The 17,570-nt window shown below is 58.7% G+C and carries 12 protein-coding genes; 5 read left to right on the top strand and 7 right to left on the bottom strand.

Annotated elements, in window-relative coordinates; all coding sequences use genetic code 11:
- The first annotated feature begins 12 nt into the window (after nt 1–12).
- The 3 genes from uvrB to BGO64_RS09920 all read left to right on the top strand — a co-directional run bounded on the left by uvrB (nt 13) and on the right by BGO64_RS09920 (nt 3,089).
- Nucleotides 13–2,025, top strand: coding sequence for an excinuclease ABC subunit UvrB (gene uvrB / locus BGO64_RS09930; protein WP_286700603.1), 2,013 nt, complete (start codon nt 13–15; stop codon nt 2,023–2,025).
- Entirely contained in the window at nt 2,022–2,279 is a 258-nt protein-coding gene (locus BGO64_RS09925) for a DUF1232 domain-containing protein (protein WP_010674910.1), read from the top strand. Before uvrB ends, BGO64_RS09925 begins: the two co-directional genes overlap by 4 nt.
- A gap of 147 nt (nt 2,280–2,426) precedes the next feature.
- Complete coding sequence (locus BGO64_RS09920; protein WP_010674909.1) at nt 2,427–3,089, top strand: DedA family protein; 663 nt, start codon at nt 2,427–2,429, stop codon at nt 3,087–3,089.
- A 244-nt stretch (nt 3,090–3,333) separates the two neighbouring features.
- On the opposite strand, the gene dsbB is transcribed toward BGO64_RS09920, so the two are convergent.
- Nucleotides 3,334–3,855 (bottom strand): disulfide bond formation protein DsbB, encoded by a 522-nt coding sequence (dsbB, locus tag BGO64_RS09915; RefSeq protein ID WP_010674908.1) that lies wholly within the window; start codon nt 3,853–3,855, stop codon nt 3,334–3,336.
- Nucleotides 3,856–3,941: 86 nt separating this feature from the next.
- Entirely contained in the window at nt 3,942–5,516 is a 1,575-nt protein-coding gene (gene nhaB, locus BGO64_RS09910) for a Na(+)/H(+) antiporter NhaB (RefSeq protein WP_286700602.1), read from the bottom strand.
- A 333-nt stretch (nt 5,517–5,849) separates the two neighbouring features.
- On the opposite strand from nhaB, the gene fadR reads away from it, so the two are divergent.
- The gene (gene fadR, locus BGO64_RS09905; RefSeq protein ID WP_010674906.1) at nt 5,850–6,563 is read left to right on the top strand and encodes a fatty acid metabolism transcriptional regulator FadR; all 714 of its coding nucleotides are present in this window, start codon (nt 5,850–5,852) and stop codon (nt 6,561–6,563) included.
- Between the two features lie 59 nt (nt 6,564–6,622).
- Here fadR and BGO64_RS09900 read toward each other — a convergent pair whose 3' ends face one another.
- From BGO64_RS09900 to BGO64_RS09885, 4 genes are all read right to left on the bottom strand, one after another.
- Nucleotides 6,623–8,143 carry a SpoVR family protein gene (locus BGO64_RS09900; RefSeq protein ID WP_113070181.1) on the bottom strand — a complete coding sequence of 507 codons (1,521 nt, stop codon included), beginning with the start codon at nt 8,141–8,143 and terminating at the stop codon, nt 6,623–6,625.
- A gap of 9 nt (nt 8,144–8,152) precedes the next feature.
- Nucleotides 8,153–9,424: a YeaH/YhbH family protein gene (locus BGO64_RS09895; protein ID WP_128272823.1), complete on the bottom strand. Its 1,272-nt coding sequence runs from the start codon at nt 9,422–9,424 to the stop codon at nt 8,153–8,155.
- Between the two features lie 24 nt (nt 9,425–9,448).
- Entirely contained in the window at nt 9,449–11,371 is a 1,923-nt protein-coding gene (locus BGO64_RS09890) for a PrkA family serine protein kinase (RefSeq protein WP_010674903.1), read from the bottom strand.
- Nucleotides 11,372–11,943: 572 nt separating this feature from the next.
- Nucleotides 11,944–13,866 (bottom strand): RecQ family ATP-dependent DNA helicase, encoded by a 1,923-nt coding sequence (locus BGO64_RS09885; protein ID WP_286700601.1) that lies wholly within the window; start codon nt 13,864–13,866, stop codon nt 11,944–11,946.
- 332 nt (nt 13,867–14,198) lie between these two features.
- Here BGO64_RS09885 and sstT point away from each other — a divergent pair, with 332 nt between their 5' ends.
- Nucleotides 14,199–15,449 carry a serine/threonine transporter SstT gene (gene sstT / locus BGO64_RS09880; protein WP_039040871.1) on the top strand — a complete coding sequence of 417 codons (1,251 nt, stop codon included), beginning with the start codon at nt 14,199–14,201 and terminating at the stop codon, nt 15,447–15,449.
- A 738-nt stretch (nt 15,450–16,187) separates the two neighbouring features.
- Here sstT and BGO64_RS09875 read toward each other — a convergent pair.
- Complete coding sequence (locus tag BGO64_RS09875; RefSeq protein ID WP_029314600.1) at nt 16,188–17,486, bottom strand: serine/threonine transporter; 1,299 nt, start codon at nt 17,484–17,486, stop codon at nt 16,188–16,190.
- Nucleotides 17,487–17,570: the final 84 nt, after the last annotated feature.

Raw genomic sequence — 17,570 nt, 5'->3', positions numbered from 1 at the left:
CCGGGAGTCGTCATGAGCAAGTTATTCCAGTTGGCCAGCCAGTTTCAACCCGCCGGGGATCAGCCGAGGGCCATCGCCCAGCTGCTCGATGGCATCGAGTCGGGACTGGCCCACCAGACCCTGCTCGGGGTGACCGGTTCGGGCAAGACCTTTACCATGGCCAACGTCATCGCGACCCTCAATCGCCCCACCATGATCCTGGCGCCCAACAAGACCCTGGCGGCCCAGCTCTATGGGGAGATGAAGGAGTTCTTCCCCGACAACGCGGTGGAGTATTTCGTCTCTTATTACGATTACTACCAGCCCGAAGCCTATGTGCCGACCACGGACACCTTCATCGAGAAGGATGCCTCCATCAACGATCACATCGAGCAGATGCGGCTGTCAGCCACCAAGGCGCTGCTGGAGCGGCGCGACGTGGTGATCGTCGCCTCGGTGTCGGCCATCTATGGTCTGGGGGATCCCCAGGCCTACCTCAGCATGATGCTGCACCTCAAAGTGGGAGACGTGATCAATCAGCGGGATATCCTGCGCCGCCTCGCCGAACTGCAGTACACCCGCAACGACATGGCCTTCCAGCGCGGCACCTTCCGGGTGCGGGGGGAGGTGATCGACATCTACCCCGCCGAATCGGACAAGCTGGCCCTGCGGGTGGAGCTGTTTGATGAAGAGGTAGAACGCCTCTCCCTGTTCGATCCCCTGACCGGTGCCATCGAGCAGACGGTGGTGCGCTACACCATCTACCCCAAGACCCACTACGCCACCCCGCGGGAAACCATCCTGGGTGCCATCGAGCACATCAAGGAGGAGCTCAAGGGGCGGCGCGAGCAGCTGATGAGCCTCAACAAGCTGGTGGAGGAGCAGCGCATCAGCCAGCGCACCCAGTTCGACATGGAGATGATGCAGGAGCTGGGTTATTGCTCCGGTATCGAGAACTACAGCCGCTACCTCTCCGGTCGCGCGCCGGGTGAGCCGCCACCCACCCTGTTTGACTACCTGCCGGGGGACGGCCTGCTCATCATCGACGAATCCCACGTCACGGTGCCGCAGATCGGCGCCATGTTCAAAGGGGACAGATCCCGCAAGGAGACCCTGGTGGAGTACGGCTTCCGGCTTCCCTCGGCGCTGGACAACCGGCCCCTCAAGTTCGACGAGTTCGAGGCGCTGATGCCCCAGACTGTGTTCGTCTCGGCGACCCCGGGCCCCTACGAGCTGGAGAAGTCCGGCGGTGACGTGGTGCAGCAGGTGGTGCGTCCCACCGGCCTGCTCGATCCCGAGGTGGAAGTGCGGCCGGTCAGCACCCAGGTGGACGATCTGCTCTCCGAGATCCGCAAGCGGGTCGCCGTGGAGGAGCGGGTGCTGGTCACGACACTGACCAAGCGGATGGCGGAGGACTTGACCGAATACCTGTCGGATCACGAGGTACGGGTGCGCTATCTGCATTCGGACATTGATACCGTGGAGCGGGTGGAAATCATCCGCGACCTGCGCCTTGGCAAGTTCGACGTGCTGGTGGGCATCAACCTGCTGCGCGAAGGCCTCGACATGCCGGAAGTCTCCCTGGTGGCCATTCTGGATGCGGATAAAGAGGGCTTCCTGCGTTCCACCCGCTCCCTCATCCAGACCATCGGCCGGGCAGCGCGCAACCTCAACGGCAAGGTGATCCTTTACGGGGATACCATCACCAACTCCATGAAGGTTGCGATCGAAGAGACCGAGCGGCGCCGCGCCCTGCAACACGCCCACAACCTGGAACACGGCATCGTGCCGAAGGGGCTCAACAAGGCCATCGGCGATGTGATGGACATGGGGGGCAGCCGCACGGCGGGCAAGGCCGGCAAGGGGAGTCGCAAGGCTGCCGAACCGCAAGGAGAGTACCATGCCCGCTCTGCCAGCGAGATCAGCAAGGAGATCAAGCGGATGGAAGAGCAGATGTTCCAGCATGCGCGGGATCTGGAGTTCGAACAGGCGGCGGCGCTGCGGGATCAGATCCAGCGGCTGCGCGGCGAGCTGATCGAGTCATGAGCGCCAGACGCTGGCTCATCTGGCGGCGTTTGCGCCGCCTCTATCAGGGCTTTCGCCACCCAGGCACACCCTGGTGGGCGAAGGGGCTGGTGATCCTTATCCTGCTCTATGGCATCAGCCCGGTGGACGTTGTCCCCGATGTGGTGCCTCTCCTTGGCTGGCTCGACGACGCGACCCTGTTGCTGCTCCTCTTGTGGGGCTGGGAGAAATGCCTGCCCGGCGAGGTGCTGGCCGCTCTGGACAAGGCCGAGTGAGCAGAAGCCTACGTTCAGGGAAAGGGGAAAAGAAGGGGGGATTGAATGACTCCCTTCATGGGGTTCGAAAAAGGGGACCATGGGGAGATTGTGAGCCAGGTCTCATTGGCGTAGACTCCACGCCGTTCACTTCATGGGTACCAAAAAATGGATCTGATCCTCTTTGCCATCGACTTTATTCTGCACGTTGACGTGCATCTGAAAGAGCTGTTCGAGAATTATGGCGTCTGGGTATACGCCATCCTGTTTCTGATCATCTTCTGTGAAACCGGGCTGGTGGTGACTCCCTTCCTGCCGGGGGACTCCCTGCTGTTTGCTGCAGGTGCCCTCACAGTGGGCAGCGTGCTGGACGTGCACACCCTGGCCGCCGTGCTGATCATCGCCGCGGTGCTCGGCAACGTGGTGAACTACACCATAGGCCACTTCTTCGGTGAGCAGCTGTTTCGCAACCCCGATTCCAAAATCTTTCGTCGGGACTATCTGGTCAAGACCCATGCTTTTTATGCCAAGCATGGCGGCAAGACCATCATCATCACCCGTTTCCTGCCCATAGTGCGGACCTTCGCCCCCTTCGTGGCGGGCATGGGGGCCATGACCTATCCCCGCTTCCTGGCGTTCAACCTGGTGGGGGGGCTCTTGTGGGTGCTCTCCTTCGTCTATGCCGGCCACTTCTTTGGCAATCTGCCGGTAGTGCGCCACAACTTTACCCTGCTCATCTTCGGCATCATCGCGGTCTCCTTGTTGCCCATGGTGATCGGCATGGTGAAGGCCAGGAGAAGTGCCAGCAAGGCTACCTCCGAAGGCGCGTGACATCGCCGTGCACGACATGAAAGAAGGGAGCCTATGGCTCCCTTCTTGTTGGTTGGCTGAGTGGCAGGTCGCCGCTGCGCCCTTTGACCCGCTTGTGGCCTGTTACGATGATGCACACCCGCAGGCAGCCACTTCATTGGCAGAACAGGGAGAAGGGGAGCCGGCCCCCTGGGCATGGGGCCGTGAGGCGATAAGAGGAGATAAAAAGGGAGCCACGGGCTCCCTTTTATGGTCGAGTGAACGACTAGTTGCAGCAGCGCCCTTTTATCAGGTTGCCAGCAGCCACGATGACGAACACCAGCAGGTAGGCGGCAAAGATGACCACGAGCCACTGCGGCATGGAGAAACCGAGGAACTGCCAGCTGATCTCGCTGCAGTCGCCGTCCGGGTAGAACATCCAGGGAACCCATTTATCCAGTGGTGCCCAGGCAGGGAAGTCAACAAACCCTTCGCATACGTTGAAGGGGGAGGGGTTCATCTGGTAATCCACGTGCTTGAGCGCCAGTTTCAGGCCCCAGAAGGCGCTGTAACCCCACAGGAGCATGGCACTCCAGCGCAGGTACCAGCGCTCTGGCGCGACCATGCCGAGGAGCCCGGCGGTGAGCACGCCGAGGAGGGCGATACGTTCATAGATGCACATCACGCAAGGGTGCAAACCCAGCACGTGCTGGAAGAAGAGGGCGCAGAGTTCCAGCGCGAAAGCGGAGGCTGCCAGCAATCCCCAGGCCAGGCGATGACTGGCAATGCGGCGAAGATACTCGATCATCTGATTGATCTCTCAGAGAAAAATAGTGGCTGAATTAGAGCAGAGCCCCATCTGAAAAGAAAGGGGCCGAACAGCCCCTTTCATGATCAGTGTGTGGACGGGGTGGGCAGTGGCAGTGCCCCATGATCCAGCAACCACCCTGCCTGATAGAACCATTCGGTTACAGGACCGAGGAGCAGTTCCACGGAGAAAAAGCCGACAAGCCCCAGCACCAGGGTATAGGGCAGCGCCATCCAGACCATGCGGCCATAAGAGAGGCGCAGCAGGGGAGCGAGGGCCGAGGTGAGCATGAACAGGAATGCGGCCTGGCCATTGGGGGTGGCGACCGATGGCAGGTTGGTGCCGGTATTGATGGCCACGGCCAGCAGATCAAAATGCTCCCGGCTGATGGCGCCGTTGATCAGGGCGGTCTTCACCTCGTTGATGTAGACGGTGCCGACGAAGACGTTGTCACTGACCATGGAGAGCAGACCGTTTGCCAAGTAGAAGAGGGCAAGCTGATCCTCCGGCTTGGCCGCCAGTACCCACTGGATCACCGGCTTGAACAGCTGTTGATCGATGATGACGGCGACCACGCTGAAAAAGACGGTGAGCAGGGCGGTGAACGGCAAAGCCTCCTGGAATGCCTTGCCAAGCGCGTGTTCTTCGGTCACGCCGGTGAGCGCCGTCGCGAGCACGATGACCGTCAGGCCGATTAACCCAACAGCAGCCAGATGGAGGGCAAGACCCGTGATAAGCCAGGTGGCAATCAGCGCCTGGACGATCAGCTTGGCCTTGTCCTGCGGGGTACGTTGTGCGTCTTCGTCGCGCTCGTAGGATTCCATGATGTGACGCACGGGCTCGGGCAAGCGGGCGCCATAACCGAACCAGCGGAATTTTTCGACCAGGATGCAGGTCAGCAGGCCGCAGATGAAGACCGGGATGGTGACTGGCGCCATGCGAATGGCAAATTCACCGAAGTGCCACCCCGCCTGTTCACCGATGATGAGGTTCTGGGGTTCGCCGACCAGGGTGCAGACGCCCCCCAGGGCGGTACCGATGGCGGCGTGCATCATGAGGCTGCGCAGGAAGGCACGAAACTCGTTCAGATGCTGGCGGGAGAGCTCGTCAATCTCTTCGTCATCATGATGCAGATTGCCGGACTCATCCCGGGAGGCCACCTTGTGGTAGATGGCGTAGAAGCCGGTTGCGACGCTGATGACCACGGCGATCACGGTCAGGGCATCAAGGAACGCGGAGAGGAATGCAGACACCAGGCAGAAGGCGAGAGAAAGCAACGTCTTGGAGTGGATGCGCACCAGCATCTTGGTAAAGACGTAGAGCAGCAACTGCTTCATGAAGTAGATGCCGGCCACCATGAAGACCAGCAGCAGAAGCACTTCGATATTGGCCACCAGCTCATGTTTTATCTGGTTGGCGGAGGTCATGCCGATGAGCACGGCTTCGATGGCCAGGAGTCCGCCCGGTTGCAGCGGATAGCACTTGAGTGCCATGGCCAGGGTGAAAATAAACTCGACAACCAGCAGCCAGCCGGCCAGGAAGGGATCAACGTAGAAAATGATCGGGTTGATCAGCAGGAATAGAACGATGGCAATTTTGTACCATCGCGGAGCATTGCCCAAAAAGTTCTTTGTAAACGCGCGCCCTAGGCTGATTGGCATAATGATGGTTCTCTGTTCTGTTGTTGATATCTGCGTCTATGCAGTCGAGCCCGACCCGAGCCGAACATCCGGATATTCACCTGTATCAGATTGATTGCACATGATTTTAATCAAGGGAGCGATAACTATAAATAAGCTCGCTGAACTTGCCCAGCGAGCAAACGCTTATATCCCCATCATTTGGTGTTGGTTGACTCCCCATCTGTTGCTGTATACATATTTTTAACAAAAAGTTCGGGGTAATGTGAGCAGAGGACCGACCTTCTGCTTGCCAGCATGACCGGCTTTGCTATTATTCGGGGGCCTTTTTACGCACTACAACAGAGTCATTACATGGTCATTAAAGCGCAAAGCCCTGCCGGGTTTGCCGAGGAATACATCATCGAGTCCATCTGGAACAATCGCTTTCCTCCTGGATCCATTCTGCCGGCGGAGCGCGAGCTGTCCGAATTGATCGGCGTGACTCGCACTACCTTGCGTGAAGTGTTGCAGCGCCTTGCCCGTGATGGCTGGCTCACCATCCAGCATGGCAAACCGACCAAGGTCAACAATTTCTGGGAAACCTCCGGTCTCAACATTCTGGAGACCCTGGCGCGTCTCGATCAGGACAAGGTGCCGGATCTGGTGGCACAGCTGCTCTCCGCCCGGACCAACATCTGCACCATCTTCATCCGTGGCGCCATTCGTAACAACCCGGAACAGGCCGCCGAGATACTGCGTGGTGCCGATGATGTGGAGAACACGGCCGAGGCCTATGCGGACTTCGACTACCGTTTGCATCATCAGCTTTCGTTTGCCTCGGGCAACCCCATCTATGCCTTGATCCTCAATGGTTTCAAGGGCTTGTACAGCCGGGTTGGCCGCTACTACTTCTCGGACAAGCAGGCGCGCGAAACCGCAGATGCCTACTACAAGACGCTGCGCAAGCTGGCCGAAACCAAGGATCACGAAGCCGTGTTCATGACGGTACGCCAGTACGGCATCGAGTCTGGCAAGCTTTGGACCCGTCTGCGTCAGGACATGCCAAGCAACCTGTGTGACAACTGATTGCCCTGACCCAAGAAAAACGCGCCTGATGGCGCGTTTTTTTATGCCCGGCACTGACGTCAGGTCATGCTCTTGCGGTCCGGACAACGGCCGATGATATCTGCGGATAGCTCGCCATTGTCCTGCTCCAGCACCACATCGAAGCCCCACAGCTGATGCAGATGCTTGAGCACCTCGTGGCGTGACTCGCCAAGGGGGATGCGGTTGTGGGGAACATAGCGCAGAGTCAGGGAGCGATCGCCTTTCACTGCCACGTTGTAGACCTGAATGTTGGGCTCCAGGTTGCTCAGGTTGTATTGAGCGGACAGGGTGCTACGCACCAGCCGGTAGCCCTCTTCATTGTGAATGGCGGATACCTTGAGGTAGTTCTTCAAATCGTCGTCATCGATGGCAAAGAGCTTCATGTCGCGCATCACCTTGGGACTGAGGAACTGGCTGATGAAGCTTTCGTCCTTGAAGTTCTGCATGGCGAAATGCAATGTCTCGACCCAGTTGGTGCCAGCGTAATCGGGGAACCAGTATCTATCTTCCTCGGTCGGGTGTTCGCAGATGCGACGCAGGTCCGTGAACATGGCAAAGCCAAGGGCGTAGGGGTTGATCCCCGAGTAATACCGGCTGTTGTAGGGGGGCTGATAGACCACGTTGGTGTGGCTGTGCAGCACCTCCAGCATGAAGCGATCGCTGATTTTTCCCTCGTCATAGAGGTGGTTGAGAATGGTGTAGTGCCAGAAGGTGGCCCAGCCCTCGTTCATCACCTGCGTCTGCTTCTGCGGGTAGAAGTACTGACTGATCTTGCGCACGATACGTACCACCTCGCGCTGCCAGGGCTCGAGCAGGGGGGCGTTCTTTTCGATGAAATAGAGGATATTCTCCTGAGGCTCGGCAGGATAGCGTCTGTCTTCCACCCCGGCAATCTTGTGCTGCTTGGGCAGGGTACGCCACAGCTCATTGACCTGGGTTTGCAGATAATCTTCCCGCGCCTTCTGGCGTCGCTTCTCCTCGGCCAGAGAAATCTTCTGGGGCCGCTTGTAACGATCCACCCCGAAGTTCATCAGGGCATGGCAGGAGTCGAGCAGTTTCTCTACCGCATCGATGCCGTGTTTTTCCTCGCATTCGGTGATGTAGTTCTTGGCAAACAACAGGTAGTCGATGATGGAGGAGGCATCTGTCCAGGCCTTGAACAGATAGTTGTTCTTGAAGAAGGAGTTGTGACCATAGCAGGCGTGGGCCATGACCAGCGCCTGCATCGGCATGGTGTTCTCTTCCATCAGATAGGCGATGCAGGGGTCCGAGTTGATGACGATCTCGTAGGCGAGTCCCATCTGGCCGCGCTTGTAGTTGCGTTCGGTGTGGATGAAGCGCTTGCCGAACGACCAGTGTTGATAGCCGATGGGCATGCCGACACTGGAGTAGGCATCCATCATCTGCTCTGCGGTGATCACCTCGATCTGGTTGGGGTAGGTGTCCAGCTTGTAAAAACGGGCGACCCGGGCGATCTCCTGATGATAGGTCTCCAGAAGATCGAAGTTCCAGTCTGGTCCGTCATCCAGTGGCGCTACGCGTTTTTCAGTTTCGATCATGTGACCTCCTCACGCCGCTTGTTTCTTGAACAGCTCGCGGAACACCGGATAGATATCCTCGACCTTGCGAATGTGTTCCATCGCAAAGTGGGGGAACTGGCTGGCTACCGACTCATATTCGTGCCACAGGGTCTGGTGGGCACGGGTGGTGATCTCGATGTAGGAGTAGTAGCGCACCCTTGGCATGATGTCCCGCGCCAGGATCTCCCTGCACTGCGGTGAGTCATCGGCCCAGTTGTCACCGTCCGATGCCTGCGCCGCATAGATGTTCCACTGGTTGGCGGGATAACGTTCGTTGATGATGTCGTTCATCATCTTGAGCGCACTGGAGACGATGGTGCCGCCGGTCTCCTGGGAGTAGAAGAACTCGTGCTCGTCCACCTCCTTGGCCTGGGTATGGTGGCGAATGTAGACCACCTCGACATTCTTGTAAGTCCGGCTCAGGAATAGATAAAGCAGGATATAGAAACGCTTAGCCATCTCTTTGGTGGCCTGATCCATGGAGCCAGAAACGTCCATCAGGCAGAACATGACCGCCTGGCTCGAGGGGACGGGCCGTTTGACAAAGTTGTTGAATTTGAGGTCGAAGGTGTCGATAAAGGGGACCGCATCGATCCGCCGTTTCAGCTCCCTGATCTCTTTTTCAAGTTGCGCCATTTCGGCGAAATGGTCGTTGGGCTCGCAGGCCAGCTGGGCCAGGCGCTCCTCCAGTTCACGCAACTGACGCTTTTTGCCTGCCTGCAGCGCCATGCGCCGCGCCAGCGAATTTTGCAGGGAGCGCACCACGTTGATGTTGGCAGGCACCCCGTTGGAGGTGTAGCCAGCCCGATAGGTCTTCATCTCCATCAGCTGGTTGAGCTGGGTCTTTTGCAGCCGCGGCAGTTCCAGATCCTCGAACAGCAAGTCCAGGTACTCGTCCTTGGAGATCTGGAAGACGAAATCATCGACGCCCTCTCCTTGATCCGAGGCCTGGCCCTCGCCACTCCCCTGGCCGCCGCCACCCCCTTTGGGCCGGTCAATCTTGTCACCAGATACGAACTGGTCGTTGCCCGGATGCACCATCTCCCGTTTGCCGCCATGACCCTGATGAAAATGGGGTTCCCCGATGTCCTTGGTCGGGATGCTGATGCTCTCACCCTTGTCCACGTCCTGAATGCTGCGCTTGGAGACAGCATCCGAGACCGCTTGTTTTATCTGCTTCTTGTAGCGGCGGATGAAGCGCTGCCGATTGACAGCGCTTTTGTTTTTGCCGTTGAGCCTGCGGTCGATAAAATGCGCCATAACTCCCCCTTGAACACGGCAGGGTCAGGATGACTTGCGTACCCTGAGATACCACTCGGAGAGCAGCCGCACCTGTTTGCGGGTGTAGCCTTTCTCCATCATCCGTTCGACAAAGTTATCGTGCTTCTTCTGCTCCTCAGCCGAGGTTTTGCTGTTGAAGGAGATAACCGGCAGCAGCTCTTCCGTGTTGGAGAACATCTTTTTCTCGATCACGGTGCGCAGCTTCTCGTAACTGGTCCAGTTGGGGTTACGGCCTGCATTGTTGGCCCGGGCCCGCAGCACGAAGTTGACGATTTCGTTGCGGAAATCTTTCGGGTTGCTGATCCCGGCAGGTTTTTCAATTTTCTCCAGCTCGCTGTTGAGAGACGCTCTGTCAAACAGCTGGCCGGTTTCGGGGTCACGATACTCCTGATCCTGGATCCAGAAGTCGGCGTAGGTGACGTAGCGATCGAAGATGTTCTGACCGTACTCTGAATACGACTCGAGGTAGGCGGTCTGGATCTCCTTGCCGATGAACTCGACGTAGCGCGGAGTCAGGTAACCCTTGATGAACTCCAGATAGCGATCGTGCAGCTCTTGCGGGAACTGCTCGCGCTCTATCTGCTGCTCCAGCACGTAGAAGAGGTGCACCGGGTTGGCAGCCACTTCCGCGTGGTCGAAGTTGAAGACGCGGGAGAGGATCTTGAACGCGAAGCGGGTGGAGAGGCCGTTCATGCCCTCGTCGACACCGGCATAGTCGCGATACTCCTGGTAGCTCTTCGCCTTGGGATCCGTGTCCTTGAGGCTCTCGCCGTCATAGACCCGCATCTTGGAATAGAGGCTGGAGTTTTCCGGCTCTTTGAGTCGCGACAGCACCGAGAACTGGCCCAGCAGCTCCAGAGTACCCGGTGCGCATTTGGCCTCGGTCAGCTCGCTGTTGAACAGCAGTTTTTCATAGATCTTCACCTCTTCCGAGACGCGCAGGCAGTAGGGCACCTTGACGATGTAAACACGGTCGAGGAAGGCTTCGTTGTTCTTGTTGTTGCGGAACTGCTGCCACTCGGATTCGTTGGAGTGGGCCAGCAGGATGCCGTCGAAGGGGAGGGCGGAGAGCCCCTCGGTACCGTTGTAGTTCCCCTCTTGTGTCGCCGTCAGCAGCGGGTGCAGCACCTTGATGGGCGCCTTGAACATCTCGACGAACTCCATCATCCCCTGGTTTGCCTTGCACAGCGCACCGGAGTAGGAGTAGGCATCGGCATCATCCTGGGCGAAGTGTTCCAGCATGCGGATATCGACCTTGCCGACCAGGGAGGAGATGTCCTGGTTGTTGTCGTCCCCCGGTTCGGTCTTGGCGATGGCGATCTGATCGAGGATGGAGGGGTTTACCTTCTCCACCTTGAATTTGGTGATGTCGCCGCCAAACTCGTGAAGGCGCTTGGCGACCCAGGGAGACATGATGGGGCGCAGATAACGGCGAGGGATGCCGTACTCCTTCTCGAGGATTTCGCCATCTTCGTCGATGTCAAACAGGCAGAAGGGGTGATCGTTCACCGGTGAGCCCTTGATGCGATAGATGGGCACTTTTTGCATCAGGGATTTGAGTTTCTCTGCCAGCGAGGATTTACCGCCGCCAACCGGTCCGAGCAGATAGAGGATCTGTTTCTTCTCTTCCAGACCCTGAGCGGAATGTTTGAGATAGGAGACAATCTGTTCGATGGCTTCTTCCATGCCATAGAAGTCTTTGAAAGCGGGATAACGCGCGACGACGCGGTTGGAAAAGAGACGGCTGAGACGTGGATTGGTCGAGGTGTCGATCATTTCCGGCTCGCCGATGGCGGTCAGCAGACGTTCGGCGGCAGAGGCGTAGCAGGATTTGTCCTGTTTGCACATATCCAGAAACTCCTGGATGCTGTACTCCTCCTCTCTGGCCTTCTCATACCGCTGTTGATAGTGCTCGAAGATGCCCATAACTTAGCCCTCGTTATAGTCGCTTGCCCTGAAAAAGAGTGGATCACTACTTTTGTTCTGTTTACCTCTTAAGCCTAGTCAACAGCCCCCAGTAATCCATCGCCATCATTGGTTTAAGTTTGTGCGGGAGCTTCCCGATCCTCGTGCGGGAAGAAGCAGTAAGTGACATACCTATGTTACTGACTGTTAAATTATTTTTGCCACGACAGTGATGCAAATGTCAAAGACATAAAAAATAAATCTTTGTGTGCCAGAGGGAGAAAATGGTGACGCTCTGTTTTGTCAGGGGGCGGTGCCTGCAAGGGCAAGGGCGGCAGGGAATAGAGGGTGAAAAGACATGTCGCTTACGTCAACGTAATGTTGTTTGTTTGGTGTTTTTGCTCTAATTTTTACATTGACGCTACATTCTGGCTGCTCTAGATTGGCCCTGTGTCGAGCAGTCATCGCTTTAGCAAGAGAGTGGGTGATTGTGCAGATACTAAGCTCTGTTTAAGCACGTTTCCGTTGGCTTGACCCTCGCATCCGCGAGGGTCTTATTTTTTCAGCGCCTGAACGGCGTCAAACCTGCAAGCTCAGGATCCGGCGGGATAGAGGGCTGACACCGCCGCCAGCACCTCGGTGAAGGGATGGTCCGCCAACTGGCCAAAACCGGCCAGATCCCTGGCCTTGAGACGGGTCGTCAGCGGGGTGGCGATGCCACACAGGAAACGGGTCAGGATCCTGGGATGGCGCTGATGGCACAGGGCGATCAGTGGGTCGCACCAGGCGCGCAAACCGTGCTCGTTGGGCAAGCCCGGTGATGCAAGCGGCGGCAACACGGCGATCTCTCCCCGGCAGACGGAACAGTGCCCGCACCGCTCGGGGGCCGCGTCGTCGGCAAAATAGCGGGCAAGCTCATGGCTGAGGCAGGTGGTCGAGGTGAAAAAGGCCAGCAGCGCCTGAAGGCGGGCCAGCTCGCTCTGCTCTTTCTTTTCAAACAATCCATGCAGCTCTTCGGCCAGGGTCGCGGTATCGATTTGCTGGCTCAGCACCCGATAGACCTCGGTCATCTGCTTGCTTTCAAGCTCGATCCAACCCTGCTGCTGCAGGTAGTCCAGCGCCGTCGCGGCGCGCTGGCGTTCCCCCTGGTATCCCTGCCACAGCGCTTCGAAGTCCATGGTGCACCAGGTGCGAGCCTGGGGGGCGCAGGCAAAGACCTGCTCCAGGAACAGGCGGCGTTCGGAATTGAAACGAGCGAGGATCGCCTGTTTTTCCAGTACGAACCTGAAACGGTACTCGGCAAAGTAGCTGTAGGCCGGTGCAATGACCCCTGCCATCTCCAGATAGACCAGCAGGGTCTTGAGGGGCAGTTGGCGAATGTTGGTCTCGTTGGAGAGGCGCAGCAGGCTGAATTCCCACTCGGCGCCGCTCTGGCGCACGATATCGAGCAAGTAAGCGATGGCGTCCCTGTCCGGTGTATCCCCATAGACGAAGTTTTCCAGTACCGGCAACTGGGCGCGGCTCGCCAGCACGGTGCAGCGGGAGGGAAGCCCGTCACGTCCGGCGCGGCCTATCTCCTGGCTGTAGTTCTCGATGGATTTGGGCAGGTCGTAGTGAATGACCCGGCGAATGTCGGCTTTGTCGATGCCCATGCCAAAGGCGATGGTGGCCACGATGCAGTCGAGTCTGCCAGCCATGAAGTCGCGCTGGATCTGGCTGCGCAGAGCGGGATCGAGCCCCGCATGGTAGGCGCATGCCCGGATGCCGCTGGCCTGTAACTGCGCGGCGCACTGTTCTGCGCTGTGTTGCAGAGTCACGTAGACGATGGTGGGGGCGGCCGGATCCCGGTGCAGCTCCTCACGCAGCCAGGTATCGCGGGCACTGCCGGCCAGCGGGAAGACGGCGAGAACCAGATTGGGGCGATAGAAACCGGTCACCACCAGATCCTCTTTTTCTATGCCGAACTTGGCCTGCATGTCTGCCATCACCGCCGGGGTGGCGGTGGCGGTGAGCAGCAGCACCTGGGGAATGGCCAGATCGCGGCGATGGTCCGGCAGCTTCAGGTAGTCGGGGCGAAAGTTGTGGCCCCACTCCGAGATGCAGTGGGCCTCGTCCACTACCAGCAGTGACAGGGGGATGTGGGCGATGAAGCGGCGAAAGCGCTCATTTTTGAGGCGCTCCACCGAGATCATCAGGATCTTGAGCTGGCCATCGCTGGCCTGCTGCATCACGCGCCGGCTCTCTTCCGCTGTCTGGCTGGAATCCAGAGTGGCGGCGGCGATCCCCTTGCTGCGCAAAAAGGCGAGCTGATCGTGCATCAGGGCCAGCAGGGGAGAGATGACCAGGGTCAGGTGGGGCAGTGCGAGGGCGGGCAATTGATAACAGAGGGATTTCCCCGCGCCAGTCGGGAAGATGGCTGCGGCGCTCTTGCCGGCCAGCAGACGACTGATCACCGCTTCCTGCCCGGGTCGCAAGCGATCAAAGCCGAAGTGTCGGGTCAATAAAGAGGTGATCATGGCAAGGCTCCCTGAAAAAGGGCGTCATCATATCACTTCTGGCCCAGTGGTGGCCGATGATCGGACTGGTTTGGTGACATTTTGACCGTGGTTGATATTGTGTTATCACATTGTTGTAGATTTTTTGTGAGGTAACCCTGATATTTTTCAGTGATTATGTGGAAAAAAACCATGGCAGATGGGATATTCCTGTCCGCAACCCCACGCGAACGGGACAGATCCACCAGAAGAGCTGCCCACGGCGTCACCGTCAACGGACCGGTGCCAATGCGCGGGGCTGGTTGCCAACAGGACTAATGATTCACGCACCATGAGTGCACAGGGACTACTTGATGACACAACAACACCCCCTCATTCGACTGGTCAACAGCACCAGTCTGGTTAGCCAGATCCTGGTCGGTCTGGTATTCGGTATCCTTCTTGCGATGTTCATGCCCGAGTGGGCCAAGGCGGCGGGTCTGCTCGGCAGTCTGTTCGTCGGCGCCCTGAAGGCCGTGGCGCCGCTGCTGGTCTTCGTGCTGGTGATGTCGGCGATCATCGGCCACAAGCACGGCCAGAAGACCAACATGAAACCGATCCTGCTGCTCTATGTGCTGGGTACCTTCCTGGCAGCTGCCGTGGCAGTGGTGGCGAGCTTCCTGTTCCCCTCCAACCTGCATCTGGTGGCAGGCGCTACCGAGATCACGCCGCCGGGGGGCATCACGGAAGTGCTGCAGACCCTGCTGTTCAACGTGGTGACCAACCCGGTGAAAGCATTGCTGGAAGCCAACTATATCGGCATCCTGGCCTGGGCCATCGGCCTTGGTATCGCCATGCGTCACGCCAATGAGAGCACCAAATCACTGATTTCCGATGTGTCTCACGGGGTTTCCGCCATCGTCAAGGCCGTGATCCGTTGCGCTCCGCTCGGCATCCTGGGTCTGGTTGCCTCCACCCTGGCTGAAACCGGCTTCGATGCGCTGTTTGGCTATGCCCAACTGCTGGTGGTACTGATCGGCTGCATGCTGTTCATCGCCTTCGTGGTCAATCCGCTGATCGTCTTCTGGAAGATCAAGCGCAACCCCTATCCCCTGGTGCTGACCTGCCTGAAAGAGAGCGGTGTGACCGCCTTCTTCACCCGCAGTTCCGCCGCCAACATTCCGGTCAACATGGCCCTGGCCGAGAGGCTGCGCCTGCCGGAAGACACCTATGCGGTCTCCATCCCGCTGGGGGCCACCATCAACATGGCCGGCGCCGCCATCACCATTACCGTGCTCACCATGGCGGCGGTGCATACCCTGGGGATGGAAGTGGACATGGCGACCGCCATTCTGCTCTCCGTCGTTGCCACCATCAGTGCCTGTGGCGCTTCCGGTGTGGCGGGCGGCTCCCTGCTGCTGATCCCGCTGGCGTGCAGCCTGTTCGGTATCAGCAACGACATCGCCATGCAGGTGGTGGCCGTTGGCTTCATCATCGGGGTGTTGCAGGATTCCGCCGAGACGGCCCTCAACAGCTCCACCGACGTGCTGTTCACTGCGGCCGCCTGCATGGCCGAGGATGAGAGCCTGCTGGATGCCGCCCCGGTGCCCAGCCGCGAAGCCTGATCCCCTAAGACTTTCTGCTCTGCACAGGCGCCCTCTTCGGAGGGCGCTTTTTATTTGCGCGCGCGTCAGGCGCACTGCACCTTCTCGCCGTGTCATGGCATTGACAGTGCTCGGATCCCCCTGTGTGATTTCCCGGGAGGGGCCCGTTGGCCGCCTTCGTGTTCTCGCCACCGCCAACACGCCATTCCCTGTACCAACGTGCCCGGCGCTGCATTCGGCCGGGCATATCGGGCTGTTTGTGCTGTCAGCATGGCGGCTTGTTGCATCCCCTCTGGTGACCGAAGGGGTCATCTGTTCTTCGGTCGCTGCACGAGAATCCCGGTCAAGGCCCTCTCGGCGGTTTGTCTGCGCCCTGTGGCCGGTACTTCCCTGAGTGCCTCGAAGAAAGGCTCCGTTGGGTGGGGATGTCGGCTTTCTGGGCTAAACCCCGAAGAGCGGGCGTTCCTGGTAAGGACAAGGGCTCTGGTGTCCTGCCTGGCAAGGCCGATGGCGTGCGGTAGATGACGGGATAACGCAGCACGTCTTGGTCGTGTGTCATGGACGAAGGAATATGAGCGGCAAGCTGTCACCAAGGGGAAAGAGAGTGGGTGACAGGACTGTCTCTGATTTGAGGGCAGGGGGCTCTGATCATCTGAGCCCAGTACCTGATGATCATAACGAACACAGCCCGGCAGAGGAGATCTGCCGGGCTGTGGGAGGCGCCGGGCCTATGCTGGCCCGACGGTATCGCAGGAAGGCTTAGCCGACCAGTTGATAAAGGATGGCGGAGATGGCGATAAGGCCCATGGTCGCCACGAAGACGTTGCTGATCTGGCCCTGGTATTTCGCCATGGCCGGAACGCGCTTGATGGCGTACATGGGCATGAGGAACAGGATGGTGGCGATGATGGGGCCACCCAGGGATTCGATCATCCCGAGGATGGAGGGGTTGATCACGGCAACGCCCCACAGGGTCAGGATGAAGAAGGCGATGATGAACAGCTCCACTTTCTTGTGGTTCGGTGCCTTGCCGGAGCTGCGCATGTTCTGGACGATCATCCCTTTCAGACCTTCACGGGCACCCAGATAGTGGCCGAAGAAGGAGGAGACGATGGCCACGAAGGCAACCAGCGGACCGAAGTAGGAGATGATGGGGCTCGCATGCTGGTTGGCCAGGTAGGAGAGCACGGCGATGTTCTGGGACTTGGCTTCTGCCAGCTGGGCCGGCGTCAGGCTCATCACGCAGGAGAAGACGAAGAACATCACGAAGCCCAGCAGAATGATGGCGGTGCGTTTGAGGATGGCGTCGGACTTGGCGACGGCATGCTCACCGTGATCACGGCGCTGAGCCAGGGCGAAGCTGGAGATGGCCGGGCTGTGGTTGAAGGAGAACACCAGCACCGGGATGGTCAGCCACAGGGTGGTGGCGAAATCCTTGGTGCTCGGCATTTCATTCAGGGCCGCACCGGTCCAGTCCGGGATCAGGTACAGGGAGATGCCCGCCAGAATGGCGATGAGCGGATAGACCAGGAACTCGGTCACTTTCAGCATCAGCTTCTCGCCAGCCAGCATCACGGACATCATGGCCATGATGAGCACGATGGAGAGGATCCAGCGCGGGGGCGGCGTCATCTGCAACTGGTTGACCAGGAAGCTTTCCACCGTGTTGGTGATGCCCACGCCGTAGATCAGCACGATGGGGTAGATGGCGAAGAAATAGAGCAGGGTGATCAATTTACCGGCACCCACGCCGAAGTGCTCTTCCACCACCTGGGTGATGTCGGCATTGGGCTGCTTGGAGGAAAGCACGAAGCGCGCCAGACCACGGTGGGCCAGGTAGGTCATGGGGCCGACCAGCAGCGCCATCACCACCAGCGGCCAGAAGCCACCCATGCCAGCGTTGATGGGCAGGAACAGGATGCCTGCACCGACGGCGGTACCGAACAGGCTGATCACCCAGGTGGTGTCTTGTTTACTCCAACCGCGAGATTGGACCGAGCTGATTCCTTGCTCCTGTGCGGCTGCAACATCCTGTGCGCCAGTGACAGTATTGGACATGTGTCTCACCCCGAATGTGTGGTTTTAATTAGTCGGCGCAAGAATACTTTCTTTTTAATCAAAAATGTTGATCAAATTCACCTT

It is taken from the genome of Aeromonas sp. 62-46 (genome assembly GCF_001898585.1).
GTDB classification, from domain to species: domain Bacteria; phylum Pseudomonadota; class Gammaproteobacteria; order Enterobacterales; family Aeromonadaceae; genus Aeromonas; species Aeromonas caviae.
The sequence above is the reverse complement of the archived record's forward strand: the minus strand, read 5'-3'. Positions and strand labels throughout refer to the sequence as shown.

What these genes read in the sequence shown, in the direction of transcription:
- uvrB (WP_286700603.1), top strand. Translation starts at nt 13, where the DNA reads ATGAGCAAGTTATTCCAGTTGGCCAGCCAGTTTCAACCCGCCGGGGAT.
- BGO64_RS09925 (WP_010674910.1), top strand. Translation starts at nt 2,022, where the DNA reads ATGAGCGCCAGACGCTGGCTCATCTGGCGGCGTTTGCGCCGCCTCTAT.
- BGO64_RS09920 (WP_010674909.1), top strand. Translation starts at nt 2,427, where the DNA reads ATGGATCTGATCCTCTTTGCCATCGACTTTATTCTGCACGTTGACGTG.
- dsbB (WP_010674908.1), bottom strand. Translation starts at nt 3,855, where the DNA reads ATGATCGAGTATCTTCGCCGCATTGCCAGTCATCGCCTGGCCTGGGGA.
- sstT (WP_039040871.1), top strand. Translation starts at nt 14,199, where the DNA reads ATGACACAACAACACCCCCTCATTCGACTGGTCAACAGCACCAGTCTG.
- BGO64_RS09890 (WP_010674903.1), bottom strand. Translation starts at nt 11,371, where the DNA reads ATGGGCATCTTCGAGCACTATCAACAGCGGTATGAGAAGGCCAGAGAG.
- BGO64_RS09895 (WP_128272823.1), bottom strand. Translation starts at nt 9,424, where the DNA reads ATGGCGCATTTTATCGACCGCAGGCTCAACGGCAAAAACAAAAGCGCT.
- BGO64_RS09900 (WP_113070181.1), bottom strand. Translation starts at nt 8,143, where the DNA reads ATGATCGAAACTGAAAAACGCGTAGCGCCACTGGATGACGGACCAGAC.
- BGO64_RS09875 (WP_029314600.1), bottom strand. Translation starts at nt 17,486, where the DNA reads ATGTCCAATACTGTCACTGGCGCACAGGATGTTGCAGCCGCACAGGAG.
- fadR (WP_010674906.1), top strand. Translation starts at nt 5,850, where the DNA reads ATGGTCATTAAAGCGCAAAGCCCTGCCGGGTTTGCCGAGGAATACATC.
- BGO64_RS09885 (WP_286700601.1), bottom strand. Translation starts at nt 13,866, where the DNA reads ATGATCACCTCTTTATTGACCCGACACTTCGGCTTTGATCGCTTGCGA.
- nhaB (WP_286700602.1), bottom strand. Translation starts at nt 5,516, where the DNA reads ATGCCAATCAGCCTAGGGCGCGCGTTTACAAAGAACTTTTTGGGCAAT.